Consider the following 17,271-nt stretch of genomic DNA (forward strand, 5'->3'; position numbering starts at 1 on the left):
CTAGCCCTCTCCCGGAGGGAGAGGGAACTGACCGAGGTGTTCTTTCAAGGTACGCCGACCTGATTTATCGAGTTGAACTCAGACTCCAAGCCAACAAAAATCGGCTCCCTTTCCCCCTTCCCCCCATACTCCCCTGGGGGAGAGGGAACTGATTGCGGTGCTCTTTCGAGTTACGCCGACCTGGATTATCGAGTCGACTTCGATTCTGAACAGCACACAAATCGGCTCCCTTTCCCCCTCGCCCCCTTGGGGGAGAGGGCTGGGGTGAGGGGGTGACTTTCCTGAGGACGCTACATATCTTCCTCAATATCCAGCAGCAGATTTTCCAGTGCTTCCTTATAAGCCCCCGGCTCCTGCCACATCCCCCGCTGTTGAGCCTCCAACATGCGCTCGGTCATGTCCCTCAGTGCATGCGGATTATGCTCGCGAACAAACTCCCGAGTCGCCGGGTCGAGCAAATAGGCATCGGCCAGCAAAGCGTACTGATGATCATCGATCAACTGTGTCGTGGCATCGAACGCGAACAGATTATCCACCGTCGCCGCCATCTCGAACGCGCCTTTATAGCCATGACGCTTGACCCCGTCGATCCATTTCGGATTGGCCGCCCGTGAGCGAATCACCCGGTTCAGTTCTTCTTTCAAGGTGCGAATCTTCGGCAGATCCGGTTGACTGTGATCGCCGTGATAACTCGCCGCCGCTTCGCCGCGCAGGGTTTCCACGGCAGCAAGCATGCCGCCCTGGAACTGGTAATAGTCGTTGGAATCAAGCAAGTCGTGCTCGCGGTTGTCCTGATTTTGCAGCACCGCCTGGACCTGACTCAGGCGCTGGACGAACTGCTCGCGGGCGGCCGTACCTTCGTCGGCACCGCCATAGGCGTAAGCGCCCCAGTTCAGATAAACCTCGGCCAGATCGTCGCGGCTCTGCCACAAACGGCCATCGATCGCGCCCTGCACGCCTGCGCCGTAGGCACCGGGTTTGGCGCCGAAGATCCGCCAACCGGCCTGACGCCGTGCGGTGTCCGCATCGACGCCCGACTGCAACAGTGCCTCGCGCTCGGCCCGTACTTTGGCGGCCAATGGGTTGAGATCGTCCGGCTCGTCCAGTGCCGCTACCGCCTGCACCGCCGCATCGAACAGGCGAATCAGGTTAGCGAACGCATCGCGGAAAAATCCGGAAACCCGCAACGTGACATCGACACGCGGGCGGTCGAGCAGACTCAGCGGCAGAATTTCGAAATCGTCAACGCGCTGACTGCCAGTGGCCCACACCGGACGCACGCCCATCAACGCCATGGCCTGGGCGATGTCGTCGCCACCGGTACGCATGGTTGCCGTGCCCCAGACCGATAAACCGAGCTGGCGCAGGTGATCGCCGTGGTCTTGCAGGTGTCGCTCCAGAATCAACGTCGCTGACTGGAAGCCGATGCGCCACGCGGTGGTGGTGGGCAGGTTGCGCACGTCGACCGAGTAGAAGTTGCGCCCGGTTGGCAGGACGTCGAGGCGGCCACGGCTGGGTGCGCCACTGGGGCCGGCGGGGACGAAACGGCCGCTGAGCGCGTCGAGCAGGCCGCGCATTTCAGCGGGGCCGCAGGCATCGAGACGCGGGGCGACGACTTCGCGCAGATTCTCGACTATTGCACTGACTTCAGCCCAACGCGGTCCTTGTAGGAGTGAGCCTGCTCGCGATGGCGGTGTGTCAGGCAAATCCGTATCGAATGACACTCCGCTATCGCGAGCAGGCTCACTCCTACAAGGGGATTGCAGCGTCTGGGAAATCAGTTGCGTGGCAAACAGTTCGAGGCGTTCGCGGGTGTCGCCGGCGCTGCGCCAGACTTCATCGCTTTGCGATTGCAGCTCTGCGGGGCGCGGGCCGGTCCATGGATCGGCTAGCGCGCAATCGAGCGGATCGAAACCGAGTTCAAAGGCTTTGGCCAACGCGCGCAGCAGACTCGACTGCGCGCCCTTGCCGTCTCCGCGTGGAATGCGCAGCAGCGCCAGCAACGTATCAATGCGCAATCGCCCGCTCGGTGACTCGCCAAAAATGTGCAAGCCATCGCGAATCTGCGATTCCTTCAAATCACACAAATAGGTATCAAGACGCGGTAGCCAGATTGCCGCGTCGGCGTCGCTGTCCATCCCGGCGTCGAGTTGCAGCTCGCGGTCGATCTGCGTCTCGCGCACCAATTGCAGAATGTCGCGCTGCAACTCGCGAGCGCGGCGCGGATCGAGCAGTTGTGCTTCGTAATACTCGTCAGCCAGCAGTTCCAGATTGCGCAGCGGCCCGTAGGTTTCGGCGCGGGTCAGCGGCGGCATCAGGTGATCGATGATCACCGCTTGCGTGCGTCGCTTGGCCTGGGCGCCCTCACCCGGGTCGTTGACAATAAACGGATAAATGTTCGGCAGCGGCCCGAGCAACGCATCCGGCCAGCAATTCTCCGAAAGACCAACACCCTTGCCCGGCAGCCATTCGAGGTTGCCGTGTTTGCCAACGTGAATCACGCCGTGTGCACCGTAGGTGTTGCGCAGCCAGAAATAGAACGCCAGATAGCCGTGCGGTGGCACCAGATCCGGGTCGTGATAGACCGCACTCGGATCGACCTGATAACCACGCGCCGGTTGAATGCCGACGAAGGTCAGGCCGAAGCGAATGCCGGCGATCATCATGCGCCCGTCGCGGCACATCGGATCGTTTTGCGGCGCGCCCCAGCGTTCAACCACCGCCGCACGATTGGTTTCGGGCAAGGCGTTGAACATCGTCAGGTAAGCGTCCATCGCCAGGCTTTGTTGGCAGGGGCGCAGATCAATGGTGTCGAGATCGTTGCTGACGCCACCGAGCAACTGCTGGATCAACTCGGTGCCGCTGCCCGGCAATTCTGCGGTGACCGGATAGCCCTCAGCCTGCAACGCACGCAGGATGTTCAGTGCCGCTGCCGGCGTGTCGAGGCCGACGCCGTTGCCGATGCGTCCATCACGGGTTGGGTAGTTGGCGAGAATCAGCGCGACGCGTTTTTCACCATTCGGCACCCGCGCCAGATCGATCCAGCGCCGCGCCAGTTCAGCGACAAAATCCATACGCTCGGGCTGCGCGCGATAGCAGACCACGTCGGACTGACTGCGCTCGCTGCGCCAGGCCAGATCCTTGAAGCTGATCGGTCGGCTGATGATGCGCCCGTCGAGTTCCGGCAAGGCAATGTGCATGGCCAGATCCCGCGGCCCCAGGCCTTGCTCGCTGGCGCGCCAGCCAGGCTCGTTGTCCTGTGCGCAGATCGCCTGGATCACCGGAATATTGCGGCGAAACGGCCGCAAGTGCGGCGCTTCAGGGCTGGATTGGGCGAAGCCAGTGGTGTTCAAAATCACCCCAGCCTCGACTTCATCCAGCCAATCCTCGACCACCGTCAGGCAGCCGGGTTCTTTCAGACTGGCCACCGCGATCGGCAACGGATTAAGCCCCGCCGCCTGCAAGCGCTGGCAGAAAACATCGATAAAAGCAGTGTTCGCCGCCTGCAGATGCGAGCGGTAAAACAGCACCGCCGCAACCGGGTTTTCGGGCAGCCATTCGGCTTCCCAGTCACTCAGTGCGGCGGAGGTTTTATTGGGGTGGTAAATCGCCGTGCGCGGCAGGGTCTGCGGTTCTTCCCAGGCGTAATCGCGGGCGAGCCAACGGCTGGCCAGACAGCGGAAGAAGTCCAGCGCATTGCCCAAGCCGCCCTGACGCAAAAACTGCCAGAGCCGGTCGCGATCTTCGGCGCTGACAGTGCTCAAGTCGCTGAGCTCCGGATCGGGACGGTCATCGCCCGGCACCAGAATCAGCTGCACGCCACGCTCGGACAACTCAACCAGACGCTCAACGCCATAACGCCAATAGGCAATGCCACCGTGCAACGAAATCAGAATCACCTTGGCGTGACGCAGCACTTCATCGACATACAGATCGACCGAGGCGTGATTCTGCACCTGCATCGGATTGGCCAGGCGCAGGCTCGGGTAATCCTCGGGCAACTGCTGCGCGGCCTCGGCGAGCAGCGCCAGGCTGGAGTCGCCGCTGCACAGGATCACCAGCTCGGCGGGGGTTTGGCCAAGGTCGGCAATGTTGTCATCCGAGACGAAACCGCCGGGCTGGGTCCTGAGCAGGTGCATGGCTTAAACGCTGAGCGCGGCGCGCAGTTGCGCTTCGAGTAGGGCGGCGTCGAGTTCCTGGCCGATCAGCACCAGACGTGTCACGCGCGCTTCATCGGCGCCCCACTGACGGTCGAAATGTTTGTCGAAACGCGTACCCACACCCTGGATCAGCAGGCGCATCGGCTTGTTCGGAATGGCGGCGAAACCTTTGACCCGGAGGATGCCGTGCTTGACCACCAGTTGTGTCAGTGCGTCGAGCAGCAGGCTTTCATCGGCTTGCGGCAGTTCGATGGAGATCGAATCGAAGGCGTCGTGATCGTGATCATCGTGGTCGTCATCGCCTTCACCGTGGTGGTGATCGTGATGGCTGTGGCGGCTGTCGATGTGTTCTTCGGATCCGGCGCCGAGGCCGATCAGCACGTCCAGCGGCAGACGGCCGTTGCTGGCTTCGATGATTTTCACCGCCGGTGGTAGCTCTTCGGCGACTTCAGCGCGAACGCGAGCCAGATCTTCCGGGCTGGTCTGGTCGGCCTTGTTGAGGATGACGAGGTCGGCGCTGGCCAGTTGGTCGGCGAACAGTTCGTGCAGCGGCGATTCGTGATCGAGGTTCGGATCGAGTTTGCGCTGGGCATCGACCTGATCCGGGAACGCAGCGAAGGTGCCGGCAGCGACGGCCGGGCTGTCGACCACAGTGATCACCGCGTCAACGGTGCAGGCGCTGCGGATTTCCGGCCACTGGAAAGCTTGTACCAACGGTTTCGGCAGGGCCAGGCCCGAGGTTTCGATGAGGATGTGGTCGAGGTCGCCACGACGGGCAACCAGTTCACGCATCACCGGGAAGAATTCTTCCTGAACGGTGCAGCACAGGCAGCCGTTGGCCAGCTCGTAAACGCGGCCGGTGGCTTCTTCTTCGGTGCAACCGATGGTGCATTGCTTGAGGATTTCACCGTCAATGCCCAACTCGCCAAACTCGTTGACGATCACCGCGATACGACGGCCCTGAGCGTTGTCGAGCATGTGCCGCAGCAGCGTGGTTTTGCCCGAACCGAGGAAGCCGGTGACGATGGTGACGGGGAGTTTGGCCAGTGTTTTCATCGGTATGCCCTTTGGCAAGCGGCGGGCATACGGGACGAGAACCGGCAACGCGCGTGCGTGCCCGGAGAGTTCGCCACCGGATCACCCCGCCCGGTTGAATTGAGAATCTGTGACGAGGCAGGTCTCCTGGCTGACGGCGTTCAGGCGCTGGGCCTGGCGTTTGCTGCGCCTTCCCGCGGGCTCATCAGTTGAGCTGGCAGTGGCGTGGCAGCGAACATCACCGTTCACAGTTGCGGGGGCAGCCGCGGCATTGACCGCGTTCCCTTCTTAGCTTCGGCGTGGGCCGAAGAACCTCGAAGGCGCAAGGCTACGCATCGTCTAAGGGTGGGTCAATGGGCGTTGAGATTTGGTTTTGGGGGCATATCCGTTGCTGCGGGTGCTGCCGCTGGCGGTTTCGCTCTTACAGCGACTCACTTTTCCAGACGCCGAAAAGTAAGCAAAAGGCTTTGCCCCGGCGTACGGCACTTCGCTGAGGCTCAGTGTTCCCTCGCTACGGTGTCCATCCGGGGGCATCGCCTACGGTTTGCTTCGCTGCACCTCCTCTCGATGTGTTCGACTTCGTCGAACGGCGCTGCGCGCCTACCCCCGGATGAACACCTCTGCTCGGCCTGCCGAAGGGGCAAAAGATCAAAAGCCAAAGCCAAAGGCAAAGCCAGATCAAGAGCCCCTCACCCTAGCCCTCTCCCAAAGGGAGAGGGGACTGACCGAGTGGTTTGGTAGGGTTACGCCGACGTGAGATATCGCGTAGAACTCAGGCTTTGAAAAGCACATAAATCGGCTTCCTCTACCTCGGGAGATTGGACTGATCGAAGCGTTTTGGGGAGGTACGCCGACGTGAGATATCGCGTTGAACTCAGGCTTTGAAAAGCACATAAATCGGCTTCCTCTACCTCGGGAGATTGGACTGATCGAGGCGTTTGGGGGAGGTACGCCGACGTGCGATACCGCGTTGAACTCAGATTTTGAGAAGCCCAAAAATCGGCTCCCTCTCCTTAGGGAGAGGGCTGGGGTGAGGGGCGAATCCACCACAAATCGAAAGCCGACCACGCTGTGCTCCTAACCACTCAATAGGCCGAGTGTCAGCTCGCCTGCTTTTGATCTTGATCTTGATCCACCGGCGACGTCGGAAGGCTGAGTGGAGGGATTGATCCGGGCGTGGGAGCGCAGCGACCGTTTGGCGCAGCCAAACACAGCGGGAGTAGGTGCAGCGAAGCAAACCGGAGACGCTGCGCCCGGATCGATCCCGGAGCGAAGGAACCCCGAGCCCCAGCGAGCGGGCCGCACGTAGGAGCAAGCCTTTTTGGTTACTTTTTCGGCGTCTGGAAAAAGTGACCCGCCGTAAGGGCGGAACCCTAATCAGCAACACCCGCAGCAACGGATCCACCCCAAAAAATTGACCAAAACCCCACCCCCATGCTCTCCTACACAACTTGTTACGGGTGCCCTTCACAGGGTGAAACGGGAAACCGGTGAATCATGTGCTTTACTCAAGCCCATGTCAGTCCGGTGCTGCCCCCGCAACGGTAAGCGAGCGAAGCGTCAAAACCACTGTGTCAGCAAGGCATGGGAAGGTGGCGCTTGCAGGTCGGCCTGACGCCAACCCCTCGTGAGCCCGGAGACCGGCCCGCAACACACAGCCCGCATTTTGTGCGTCGCTGAACATAACAAACCCGCGGTGGGCGGGCGCTGTTCGAACCTCTGCGAGCCCGACCCGCAGGGGTTTTCATGCGCTCGATTCACCCACTGACACTCCAGAGGGAAGCGCCATGTCGATCATCAGCAGCACCGGCAGCAACACGGACAAAATCGTCAGCACCACCACCCTGAGCCAACGCCTGAGCGCTGCGATCTTCGCGTCGATCCTCGGCGCCAGCCTGGTCTACTTCGCCGGTTTCTCGCACATCGAGGCGGTGCACAACGCCGCTCACGATACCCGTCACAGCGCCGCGTTCCCGTGCCACTGAGACCTGCCGACATGATCAAGCGTATTGCGCAAACCGCAGGTTTCACCGGCCTGCTGGCCGCCCTGCTCCTCACTCTGCTGCAAAGCTTCTGGGTTTCACCGCTGATTATTCAGGCTGAAACCTACGAGAAAGCCGAGCCGGTGGCTGTTCATGAACACGCCGAAGGCGCCATGGCCGGCCACACCCACGATGCCGAAGCCTGGGAGCCGGAAGACGGCTGGCAGCGCGTGGTATCGACCACAGGCGGCAATCTGGTGGTGGCTGTCGGTTTCGCCCTGATGCTCGCGGGCCTCTACACCCTGCGCGCGCCGACCAAAACCTCGCAAGGCCTGCTCTGGGGTCTGGCCGGTTACGCAACATTCGTCCTCGCGCCAACCCTGGGCCTGCCGCCCGAGTTGCCGGGCACCGCTGCCGCTGATCTGGCCTCACGACAAATGTGGTGGATCGGCACGGCCGCTTCGACCGCTGTCGGCCTGTCGCTGATCGTGTTCAGCCGCCACTGGCTGATGAAGATCCTTGGTGTGGCCATCCTCGCCGTGCCGCACGTGATCGGCGCGCCGCAGCCGCAAGTGCATTCGATGCTCGCGCCGGAAGCACTGGAAGCCCAGTTCAAAATCGCTTCGCAGCTAACCAACGTAGTGTTCTGGCTGGCCCTGGGCCTGATCAGCGCCTGGTTGTTCCGCCGCAAAAGCGATGGTCAATACCACGTATGACCGATGACAGCGCAGTGCCGACCTTCGTGATCGGCCTGGGCTGCCAGCGCGGCTGCCCGGCCAGCACGCTGCGCGCATTGCTTGACCAAGCCTTACAGGCACACCGAATCGAGCTGCAAGCGGTCAAGGCGTTGGCCAGCATCGACTTGAAGCGCGACGAGCCAGGGCTGCAAGAACTTGCCGCGCAACTGGCCCTGCCCTTGCTGTACTTCAGCAGCGAGGAATTGGCCACTTATCAGCAACGACTCAGTCACCATTCGCAAATCGCCTTCGAACGCACCGGTTGCTACGGCGTCGCCGAAAGTGCGGCACTGGCCCTCGCCGAACAGTTGATTCAGGCACCGGCAAAACTGCTGATTTCCCGGCAGAAATACGCCCAGGCCACGTTGGCATTGGCCGGCGCGGCGTAAAATCCCGATAATCCCCGCCATTGATCATGAGCAATCTTCATCTGAAGCGTTGTTGCACCTCTTTTCCAAGGATTTAACGATGACTGTCTACTTCATCGGCGCCGGCCCCGGCGACCCGGAATTGATCACCGTCAAAGGCCAGCGGCTGATCCGCAGTTGCCCGGTGATTATCTATGCAGGTTCGTTGGTGCCGGCAGCGGTGCTCGACGGCCATCAAGCCGAGACGGTGGTCAACAGCGCTGAGCTGCACCTCGAACAGATCATCGAACTGATCAAAACCGCGTATGCCAACGGCCAGGATGTGGCGCGGGTGCATTCCGGCGATCCGAGTCTGTATGGCGCGATTGGTGAGCAGATTCGTTATCTGCGTGAGCTGGATATTCCGTTTGAGATCATTCCCGGGGTGACCGCGACCGCTGCGTGTGCGGCGTTGCTTGGCGCGGAACTGACACTGCCGGACGTGTCGCAGAGCGTGATTCTGACCCGCTACGCCGATAAAACCGCCATGCCGGCCGGTGAGGAATTGGGCAGCCTGGCGCAGCACGGCGCAACCATGGCGATTCATCTGGGGGTCAACCATCTGGAGAAGATTCTGGCGGAGCTGTTGCCTCATTACGGCGCAGACTGCCCGATTGCGGTGATCCACCGGGCGACGTGGCCGGATCAGGATTGGGTGGTGGGGACGCTGGCGGATATTGCCGGGAAGGTTGAGGCCAAAGGGTTTCGGCGTACGGCGTTGATTCTGGTGGGACGCGTGTTGGGCAGTGAAGTTTTTAGCGAGTCATCGTTGTATCGCGCCGGGCATGCTCACCTCTATCGCCCATGAAGCCTGCTCGCGAATGCATTCCTGAATGTCACCCATAAAAAAACGGCGCTCACGGGGCGCCGTTTTTCATGTCCGCAGCGAACACCTTAGTAGTAGGCGTTTTCTTTCTGCGTGTGGTCGGTCACGTCGCGAACGCCCTTGAGCTCCGGGATGCGCTCGAGCAAGGTGCGCTCGATGCCTTCCTTCAAGGTCACGTCCGCCTGGCCGCAGCCCTGGCAACCGCCACCGAACTGCAGAACGGCGATGCCGTCTTCAACCACATCGATCAGGCTGACCTGACCGCCGTGGCTGGCAAGCCCCGGGTTGATTTCGGTTTGCAGGTAGTAATTGATGCGCTCGTTGACCGGGCTGTCAGCGTTGACCATCGGTACTTTGGCGTTTGGCGCCTTGATGGTCAGTTGACCGCCCATGCGGTCGGTGGCGTAGTCGACCACGGCGTCATCGAGAAACGCTTCGCTGAAGTGATCGATATACGCGGTGAAGCTTTTCAGCCCCAGCGCGGTGTCTTCAGGTTTTTCTTCGCCCGGCTTGCAGTAGGCAATGCAGGTTTCGGCGTACTGGGTGCCAGGCTGGGTGATGAAGACGCGGATGCCGATGCCCGGGGTGTTCTGCTTGGAGAGCAGATCAGCCAGGTAATCGTGGGCGGCGTCGGTAATGGTAATAGCGGTCATGGAAACTCCTCGCAGGCTTGGGCGCAGTTTACGCCAATCGTTGCGCCGGACAAAGTCCTAGTATTTTTGTCGGGAAAGATTCTCGTCAGGCTCTTCGTCGATTTGCGCCTTGAGCCAGCGATAGCTGCGTTTTTCCACCCACTCGTAGCTCAGCCAGGAGCCGACACCGATGGCCAGCGCGCAGACGACAAACATCAAATACGGGTTGACGCCGTAGCGCCGGGCCAGATAACCGCCTGCCGACAGCACCAGAACGTGCATCAGATACACCGAATACGAGCAATCGCCGAGCAGTTTGAGTACCCGACTGCGCTCGACATAACGCTCAAGTGAGATACATGCCATTACCAGCACGGCACTCGGCACACCCCAGTTCAGCAGCCTCGGCGCCGGCGGCAACTGATAGATCGTCAGCAATACCGCCACGATTGCCGCCAGCGGCAGCCACAGTCCCGCACCGATCCAGCCCCGGCGATAAAGCATGCCGATGCCAATCCCCAGCAGGAATTCATAGACGATGTCCGAACGATAGAACTCGCTGATCCAGCCAAACCCGGTCCAGGTCTGACACACGGCGAACAACAGCGCCGCGACCACCAACAGACGCACCTGCAAGCGAAACAACAGCGCCCAGGCAAACAGCACGTAGAAAAGGATTTCGTAATTCAACGTCCAGCCGACATTGAGCGTCGGGTAGATGCCGTAACCGCCGGGGTTCTCGGTAGGAATGAACAGCAACGACAACAGCAGATGGCCCCAGTCCACCGTTTGATCCGGCAATATGGGCTGGGCAAACACCACCAGCAGCGCCATCAATAGCGTGTAGAGCCAATACGCCGGGACGATGCGAAACAGCCGGTACAAGAGAAACCGCGCGGGCGGTAGGGGTTTGTTTTCGGTCGAGAGGAAAATCACCAGGCCGCTGATGACAAAGAAAATATCGACGCCCACCGCTCCTTTATCGATGAACAGTTGCCCGATCGGTCCGCGTGCCTTGAAGTCGAAGAAAATCTGCATGAAGTGATGGCAGACCACCGTCCACGCGGCCAGCGCACGCAGGGCTTGCACTGAAATCAACATCACCTGCTCCCGATCACACCCTCAAATTCACCTCAATCCCTGTAGGAGCCGCGGCACGCTGCGATCTTTCGATCTTGATTTTGAAAGATCAAAAGATCGCAGCCTCGTTTCACTCGACAGCTCCTACAGGGTTTTGCGGTGTTGCTTGAAGTTGGGACAGCAGGACGCTCTCAAACGATCAAAGATTCTCGTAGCGGTTCATGTCCAGCACACCCTCTTCCACCGGATCGGTTTCGTGGATGTACTGACTCAAATCGTGGAAATAGAACCAGAATTGCGGATGACTGCGCCGAATCCCCCAACGTTCGACGATTTTCTCGAAGCGGTTGGCATCTTTGGCGTTTTCCATGGCATCGACAAATTCCGCCACTTGGTCGGCAGGAATGTTGAACATGAAGTTCGGATAACTGCTGAGCACGCCCGGATAAATCGTGATCGTGTCCAGCCCAGGCTGATAGCGCAGCGACTCACCAAGCAGGAACGCCACGTTGCTGTGCGCACGGTTGCGCAGCAGGCTGTAGACCTCGCGCTTGCCGTTGGCCGTTTCTATGCGCAGCATGGTCGCTTCCGGCAACTGGTCGATCACCTTCAAGCCGGCCGCCGGGCGCGACGTCAGGCGACTCAGCGCCTGCTCGGCATTTTGCAGCGCCGGGTCAATATTCGGCCGTGAGCAGTAAGCGCCGTCGCAACGGTTGATCGGATCGGGCCGCGCGTTGAGGTCGCCGTAACGCGCCAGCAATTGCATGGCGAAGTCGTATTTCGGATCCTTTTCATCGAGCTTCAGCGCCGTCGGCTTGTCGTCATCGATCGCCTCATAATCGAGCCACATCTTGAACTGGCCGCTGCTCTGGTACCAATCGTCGAGGTAATCCTCGCGGGAATCGGCGGGCATCAGGCGCAGGAAGTTCTGCTCGGCGCCATTACGGATCAGGTCGAAATACAGACGGGTTTGCGCCTGATGCGAAACGTTGCCGAACACGTCGAAGTTGACTGCCAACTGGTAATAGGTGCGCTCGAGCAAGGGATAGTCGAACAGCCACATTGTCTGCGGCACCTCGCCAATCAGGCCTTTGGTCACCGAAGCGCTGTCGAAGTGACGGAAAATGCTCAGCAACGCGTTGTCGTTGCCGGCCCACAGGGTCGACCAGCTCGGCGCGGGCAGATCGGCGTAGCTGTCGCGGCGCAGCGCTTCGTACTCATTACGTTTGTTGCGGTAGTTGTGCCACAAGCTCAAAACGCTGCCGACATCGTCGTTCTGCCCGGGCATGGCCAACAACGGCGTGGCCTGGCCGCGATAGTTCGGGTCGGTGATATAGAGGTCGTGTTCCGGCGCCTGGAACAGCGCCCAGAAGTTGTCGCGGATTACGTCGGTGGCGATCTGGCCCCGGCACACCGGCCCGCGAATAAAGGTGCGGACGAAGTATTCGGCGTTATCGAGCATAAATTGATATCGCGCCTGGGCCGGAATCGCTTCGAACGTCGCGAATGGATTGGCACGGCTCTGCGGGCCGTAACCGGGCAAGGCATTGACCTGCCAGTTGCCGCTGTAGAACAGGCTTTTCACCCGCGCCATCTTCGCCGCGCTCAGCGGATAGGTGATGTGGGTTTTATGCACAATCACGCCCTGCACCGGCCACAAGCGGTAATACACCTGAGTACCCGGATCGTCGTTGGGACGACGGGTGGCGATCAGGTCGATCGGCTGACCGCTCGGCGTGCGCGAACGCACCCACTGGAAGTAATGCCCCGGCTCGCCGTCCTTGAAATAAATGTGCGCGAGGTACCAGTGCTCGTACAACCAGCGGCCGACCAGACTTTGCCGTGCCCCCGGCATGTTGAGCAGGTTCTCCCACTGGACGATTTGCAGCGCCTCTTTCGCGCTCGGCGCCAGGCCTTGTTCGTCAATCGGCGCTCCGGATGCCAGCCAACGCTGCAACGTCTGATATTGCTGATCGGTCAACCCGGTCACCGCCAGCGGCATGCCTTCTTTCGGGTGAGCGCCGGCGTAACCTTCAAACTCGGCGGGCAGCGCGCACATATTCTGGCGGTTCAGGCCCAGCACGATCTCTTCCGGGAGTTTGGCGTTCGGTGTCAGCGGCGTCTTGTGCCCGAGTTCTAGCATGCGCGCCATCAGTGCAGCCTGACTGCCTTGGGCGTCGAGCACCGAATAGAAATCTTTCTGCTGCCAGGCGTGCTTGCCGAAGGCGTCGTAATACAGTCGGGTGGTCGGCGCCGCGACAGTGCGCTCGCCGTCATAGACCGGCATTTTGCTCGCACCACGGGCCGCGCCTTCGCCACTGCCCAGATTCAACTGGCAAGCGGAGTCGTAGCACGCATGACAGGCTACGCACTTCTCGGTGAAGATTGGCTGGATGTCGCGGACGTAAGAAATCGACGGAGAAATGGCCGGTGCAGTCGCTGGCTCTTGCGCCACGGCGCCCCAGCTGAGAAACAGCAACACAAAACCAATGACGCGGTAAGACATGCTGCTGATCCCGATTGTTAAAAAACGCCGCGATTCTACATTATGACGCCCGTACCAACATGAGCGATATTCATGCAAAAGCGCCACATGCTCTAAAACCGCACAGGTTTGTTATGATCCCGCTCCTTCGTAATGGTCTTTCCGAGTAGTCCAAATGTCCGATCGCAGCGTCCGCCTTCAAGCTCTCAAGCAAGCTCTCAAAGAGCGCATCCTGATACTCGATGGCGGCATGGGCACGATGATCCAGAGCTATAAGCTCGAAGAGCAGGATTATCGCGGCAAACGCTTCGCGGATTGGCCGAGTGACGTCAAGGGCAACAACGACCTGCTGGTGATCACCCGTCCGGACGTGATCGGCGGCATCGAGAAAGCCTACCTGGATGCCGGTGCCGACATCCTCGAAACCAACACTTTCAACGCCACGCGCATTTCCATGGCCGACTACGGCATGGAAGAACTGGCCTACGAATTAAACGTAGAAGGCGCACGTCTGGCGCGCAAGATTGCCGACGCCAAGACCGCCGAGAACCCGGCCAAGCCACGTTTCGTCGCTGGCGTGCTCGGCCCGACCAGCCGCACCTGTTCGCTGTCGCCGGACGTCAACAACCCCGGCTATCGCAACGTCACCTTCGATGAGCTGGTGGAAAACTACACCGAAGCCACCAAAGGTCTGATCGAGGGCGGCGCCGACCTGATCCTGATCGAAACCATTTTCGACACCCTCAACGCCAAAGCGGCGATCTTCGCCGTGCAAGGTGTGTTCGAAGAGCTGCACATCGAACTGCCGATCATGATTTCCGGGACCATCACCGACGCCTCCGGCCGTACCCTCTCGGGCCAGACCACCGAAGCGTTCTGGAACTCGGTGGCGCACGCCAAGCCGATTTCTGTAGGTCTGAACTGCGCGCTCGGCGCCAGTGAACTGCGTCCGTACCTGGAAGAGCTGTCGAACAAGGCCAGCACTCATGTGTCCGCGCACCCGAACGCCGGCCTGCCGAACGAATTCGGCGAGTACGACGAACTGCCGTCGGAAACCGCCAAAGTCATCGAAGAATTCGCCCAGAGCGGCTTCCTCAACATCGTTGGCGGCTGCTGCGGCACCACGCCGGGGCACATTGAAGCCATTGCCAAAGCCGTCGCCGGTTATGCGCCGCGGCAGATTCCGGACATTCCCAAGGCTTGCCGCCTCTCCGGTCTGGAACCGTTCACCATCGATCGCAGTTCGTTGTTCGTCAACGTCGGCGAACGTACCAACATCACCGGTTCCGCCAAGTTCGCCCGCCTGATCCGTGAAGACAACTACACCGAAGCGCTGGAAGTCGCCTTGCAACAGGTCGAGGCCGGCGCGCAGGTGATCGACATCAACATGGACGAAGGCATGCTCGATTCGAAGAAGGCCATGGTGACCTTCCTCAATCTGATCGCCGGTGAACCGGACATCTCGCGCGTGCCGATCATGATCGACTCGTCGAAATGGGAAGTCATCGAAGCCGGCCTCAAGTGCATTCAGGGCAAGGGCATCGTCAACTCGATCAGCATGAAAGAAGGCGTCGAGCAGTTCATCCACCACGCCAAACTGTGCAAGCGCTACGGCGCGGCGGTGGTGGTGATGGCGTTCGACGAAGCCGGCCAAGCCGACACCGAAGCGCGCAAAAAAGAAATCTGCAAACGCTCCTACGACATTCTGGTCAACGAAGTCGGCTTCCCGCCGGAAGACATCATCTTCGACCCGAACATCTTCGCCGTCGCTACCGGTATCGAAGAGCACAACAACTACGCGGTGGACTTCATCAACGCCTGCGCCTACATCCGCGACGAGCTGCCGTACGCGCTGACGTCAGGCGGCGTGTCCAACGTGTCGTTCTCGTTCCGTGGCAACAACCCGGTGCGTGAGGCGATCCACTCAGTGTTCCTGCTGTACGCGATTCGCGCCGGCCTGACCATGGGCATCGTCAACGCCGGGCAGCTGGAAATCTACGACCAGATCCCGCAGGAACTGCGCGACGCTGTGGAAGACGTCATCCTCAACCGCACGCCGGAAGGCACCGACGCCCTCCTCGCCATCGCCGACAAGTACAAGGGCGACGGCAGCGTCAAGGAAGCCGAAACCGAAGAGTGGCGCAACTGGGACGTCAACAAGCGTCTGGAACATGCGCTGGTCAAAGGCATCACCACGCACATCGTTGAAGACACCGAAGAGTCGCGTCAGTCGTTCGCGCGTCCCATCGAAGTGATCGAAGGCCCGCTGATGTCGGGCATGAACATCGTCGGTGACCTGTTCGGCGCCGGTAAGATGTTCCTCCCGCAGGTAGTGAAATCCGCCCGTGTGATGAAGCAGGCCGTGGCGCACTTGATCCCGTTCATCGAACTGGAAAAAGGCGACAAGCCGGAAGCCAAGGGCAAGATCCTCATGGCGACGGTGAAGGGCGACGTGCATGACATCGGCAAGAACATTGTCGGCGTGGTACTCGGTTGCAACGGCTATGACATCGTCGACCTCGGCGTAATGGTGCCGGCGGAGAAGATTCTGCAGGTCGCCAAAGAACAGAAGTGCGACATCATCGGCCTCTCCGGCCTGATCACGCCGTCGCTGGACGAAATGGTTCACGTTGCCCGTGAGATGCAGCGTCAGGATTTCCATCTGCCGCTGATGATCGGTGGCGCGACCACTTCCAAAGCGCACACCGCGGTGAAGATCGAACCGAAGTACAGCAACGATGCCGTGGTTTACGTGACCGACGCTTCCCGCGCGGTCGGCGTGGCGACGCAGTTGCTGTCGAAAGAATTGAAGGCCGGTTTCGTCGAGAAAACCCGTCTGGAATACGTCGATGTACGCGAACGCACCTCGAACCGCAGTGCCCGTACCGAGCGCTTGAGCTACGCCGCGGCCATCGCCAAGAAGCCGCAGTTCGACTGGGCAACTTATGAGCCGGTCAAACCGACCTTCACCGGCAGCAAGGTGCTGGACAACATCGACCTTAAAGTCCTCGCTGAATACATCGACTGGACGCCGTTCTTTATCTCTTGGGATCTGGCCGGCAAGTTCCCGCGCATCCTTGAAGACGAAGTGGTCGGTGAAGCCGCCACCGCGCTGTACAAGGACGCGCAGGAAATGCTCGCCAAGCTGATCGACGAGAAGCTGATCAGCGCCCGTGCGGTGTTCGGTTTCTGGCCGGCCAATCAGGTGCATGACGACGACATCGAACTGTACGGCGATGACGGCAAGCCATTGGCCAAGCTGCATCACCTGCGCCAGCAGATCATCAAGACCGACGGCAAGCCGAACTTCTCGCTGGCCGACTTCGTAGCGCCGAAGGACAGCGAAGTGACCGACTACGTCGGCGGTTTCATCACCACCGCCGGCATCGGCGCCGAGGAAGTGGCCAAGGCTTACCAAGACGCTGGCGACGACTACAACTCGATCATGGTCAAAGCCCTGGCCGACCGTTTGGCCGAAGCCTGCGCCGAATGGCTGCACCAGCAAGTGCGTAAAGAGCACTGGGGTTACGCCAAGGACGAAGTGCTCGACAACGACGCGCTGATCAAAGAGCAATACAGCGGCATCCGCCCTGCTCCGGGTTACCCGGCCTGCCCGGATCACACCGAGAAAGCCGCGCTGTTCGCCTTGCTCGATCCGCAAGCCGAAGAAATGCGCGCCGGCCGCAGCGGCGTGTTCCTCACCGAACACTACGCGATGTTCCCGGCGGCTGCGGTCAGCGGCTGGTACTTCGCCCACCCGCAAGCGCAGTACTTTGCCGTGGGCAAGGTCGACAAGGATCAGGTGCAGAGCTACACCTCGCGTAAAGGTCAGGAATTGAGCGTGACCGAGCGCTGGCTGGCGCCGAATCTGGGTTACGACAACTGAGACCGGTCAAGGGCCCGGGATTTCTCTAATCCCGAGCCCGG

General features: G+C 60.5%; 10 protein-coding genes and 2 riboswitches. Of the genes, 5 read left to right on the forward strand and 5 right to left on the reverse strand.

The genetic code is table 11. From position 1 onward, the window contains the following. Positions 1–290: 290 nt before the first annotated feature. On the reverse strand, positions 291–4,139 hold the full coding sequence (gene cobN, locus CKW38_RS17370) for a cobaltochelatase subunit CobN (RefSeq protein WP_095113372.1): 3,849 nt from the start codon (positions 4,137–4,139) through the stop codon (positions 291–293). A gap of 3 nt (positions 4,140–4,142) precedes the next feature. Beyond that, a complete protein-coding gene (gene cobW / locus CKW38_RS17375; RefSeq protein ID WP_095113373.1) occupies positions 4,143–5,216 on the reverse strand; it encodes a cobalamin biosynthesis protein CobW in 1,074 nt (357 codons plus the stop codon). A 98-nt stretch (positions 5,217–5,314) separates the two neighbouring features. Further along, positions 5,315–5,527: riboswitch (cobalamin riboswitch) on the reverse strand. A 1,109-nt stretch (positions 5,528–6,636) separates the two neighbouring features. After that, a riboswitch (cobalamin riboswitch) is annotated at positions 6,637–6,859 on the forward strand. A gap of 123 nt (positions 6,860–6,982) precedes the next feature. On the opposite strand from cobW, the gene CKW38_RS17380 reads away from it, so the two are divergent. From CKW38_RS17380 to cobM, 4 genes are all read left to right on the forward strand, one after another. Then, the gene (locus CKW38_RS17380; RefSeq protein WP_007912603.1) at positions 6,983–7,180 is read left to right on the forward strand and encodes a CbtB domain-containing protein; all 198 of its coding nucleotides are present in this window, start codon (positions 6,983–6,985) and stop codon (positions 7,178–7,180) included. An 11-nt stretch (positions 7,181–7,191) separates the two neighbouring features. After that, positions 7,192–7,893 carry a CbtA family protein gene (locus tag CKW38_RS17385; RefSeq protein WP_095113374.1) on the forward strand — a complete coding sequence of 234 codons (702 nt, stop codon included), beginning with the start codon at positions 7,192–7,194 and terminating at the stop codon, positions 7,891–7,893. Further along, positions 7,890–8,303, forward strand: a complete 414-nt coding sequence (locus tag CKW38_RS17390; RefSeq protein WP_007912596.1) for a cobalamin biosynthesis protein — start codon at positions 7,890–7,892, stop codon at positions 8,301–8,303. Before CKW38_RS17385 ends, CKW38_RS17390 begins: the two co-directional genes overlap by 4 nt. Positions 8,304–8,382: 79 nt before the next feature. After that, positions 8,383–9,129, forward strand: coding sequence for a precorrin-4 C(11)-methyltransferase (gene cobM, locus CKW38_RS17395; protein WP_095113375.1), 747 nt, complete (start codon positions 8,383–8,385; stop codon positions 9,127–9,129). Positions 9,130–9,215: 86 nt separating this feature from the next. On the opposite strand, the gene nfuA is transcribed toward cobM, so the two are convergent. The 3 genes from nfuA to CKW38_RS17410 form a co-directional block, all read right to left on the reverse strand. Continuing rightward, positions 9,216–9,800 (reverse strand): Fe-S biogenesis protein NfuA, encoded by a 585-nt coding sequence (nfuA, locus tag CKW38_RS17400; protein ID WP_007912592.1) that lies wholly within the window; start codon positions 9,798–9,800, stop codon positions 9,216–9,218. A 57-nt stretch (positions 9,801–9,857) separates the two neighbouring features. Then, positions 9,858–10,880: an acyltransferase gene (locus CKW38_RS17405; protein ID WP_095113376.1), complete on the reverse strand. Its 1,023-nt coding sequence runs from the start codon at positions 10,878–10,880 to the stop codon at positions 9,858–9,860. Positions 10,881–11,058: 178 nt separating this feature from the next. Continuing rightward, the gene (locus tag CKW38_RS17410; protein ID WP_095113377.1) at positions 11,059–13,365 is read right to left on the reverse strand and encodes a fatty acid cis/trans isomerase; all 2,307 of its coding nucleotides are present in this window, start codon (positions 13,363–13,365) and stop codon (positions 11,059–11,061) included. 154 nt (positions 13,366–13,519) lie between these two features. On the opposite strand from CKW38_RS17410, the gene metH reads away from it, so the two are divergent. Beyond that, positions 13,520–17,230: a methionine synthase gene (gene metH / locus CKW38_RS17415; protein WP_007912586.1), complete on the forward strand. Its 3,711-nt coding sequence runs from the start codon at positions 13,520–13,522 to the stop codon at positions 17,228–17,230. Positions 17,231–17,271: the final 41 nt, after the last annotated feature.

Source organism: Pseudomonas sp. Irchel 3H7 (genome assembly GCF_900187605.1).
Taxonomy (GTDB): domain Bacteria; phylum Pseudomonadota; class Gammaproteobacteria; order Pseudomonadales; family Pseudomonadaceae; genus Aquipseudomonas.

What these genes read in the sequence shown, in the direction of transcription:
- CKW38_RS17390 (WP_007912596.1), top strand. Translation starts at nt 7,890, where the DNA reads ATGACCGATGACAGCGCAGTGCCGACCTTCGTGATCGGCCTGGGCTGC.
- CKW38_RS17385 (WP_095113374.1), top strand. Translation starts at nt 7,192, where the DNA reads ATGATCAAGCGTATTGCGCAAACCGCAGGTTTCACCGGCCTGCTGGCC.
- cobM (WP_095113375.1), top strand. Translation starts at nt 8,383, where the DNA reads ATGACTGTCTACTTCATCGGCGCCGGCCCCGGCGACCCGGAATTGATC.
- CKW38_RS17405 (WP_095113376.1), bottom strand. Translation starts at nt 10,880, where the DNA reads ATGTTGATTTCAGTGCAAGCCCTGCGTGCGCTGGCCGCGTGGACGGTG.
- nfuA (WP_007912592.1), bottom strand. Translation starts at nt 9,800, where the DNA reads ATGACCGCTATTACCATTACCGACGCCGCCCACGATTACCTGGCTGAT.
- CKW38_RS17380 (WP_007912603.1), top strand. Translation starts at nt 6,983, where the DNA reads ATGTCGATCATCAGCAGCACCGGCAGCAACACGGACAAAATCGTCAGC.
- CKW38_RS17410 (WP_095113377.1), bottom strand. Translation starts at nt 13,365, where the DNA reads ATGTCTTACCGCGTCATTGGTTTTGTGTTGCTGTTTCTCAGCTGGGGC.
- cobN (WP_095113372.1), bottom strand. Translation starts at nt 4,139, where the DNA reads ATGCACCTGCTCAGGACCCAGCCCGGCGGTTTCGTCTCGGATGACAAC.
- metH (WP_007912586.1), top strand. Translation starts at nt 13,520, where the DNA reads ATGTCCGATCGCAGCGTCCGCCTTCAAGCTCTCAAGCAAGCTCTCAAA.
- cobW (WP_095113373.1), bottom strand. Translation starts at nt 5,216, where the DNA reads ATGAAAACACTGGCCAAACTCCCCGTCACCATCGTCACCGGCTTCCTC.